At 69.3% G+C, this 411-nt stretch carries 1 protein-coding gene; it reads left to right on the top strand.

What is annotated here, in order from left to right:
• The coding region (locus EOA28_RS39430) for a hypothetical protein (protein ID WP_189342441.1) at positions 1–228 on the top strand (228 nt) is incomplete at its 5' end.
• Positions 229–411 lie beyond the last annotated feature (183 nt).

Genomic DNA, 411 nt, shown 5'->3' with positions numbered 1-411 from the left:
GAGAAGGACGCCGAGGGCTTCGTCGGCGAGGGCCTGCTCGAAGAGGTGAAGGCGGACGACGCCGACGCCAATTCGGACAATATCTCGGTCGGTCTGCCGGGCCAGTTCGAGCCCCCGGCCCGCACCGCGGATGCGGCTGTGGCCGACAAGCAGGCCGCCGAAGGCAACGAGGGCAAGGCCGACGAGGGCAAGGCTCCGGCCAAGCCGAAGGCCAAGGCGGGGAAGTAACGACCATGCCTGCTTTCGACCGCCTTAACCGGATCGCCGGCAAGGCGGTCGATCGCCTGCACGGCGAGCGAATTCTGATCTCCCCCCGCGCCGAAGGAAGCCAATACGGCGGCCGGGTGCCCGACACGACGCGGGTGGCGCACGAGACGCGCGGCGTCTTCGCTGATGAGCCGGGGGTGAACG

Source organism: Mesorhizobium sp. M2A.F.Ca.ET.067.02.1.1, from assembly GCF_004023285.1.
In the GTDB taxonomy this organism is placed as follows: Bacteria; Pseudomonadota; Alphaproteobacteria; order Rhizobiales; family Rhizobiaceae; genus Mesorhizobium.
Note: the sequence above shows the minus strand (reverse complement) of the source record. Positions and strands in the feature narration are given on the sequence as shown.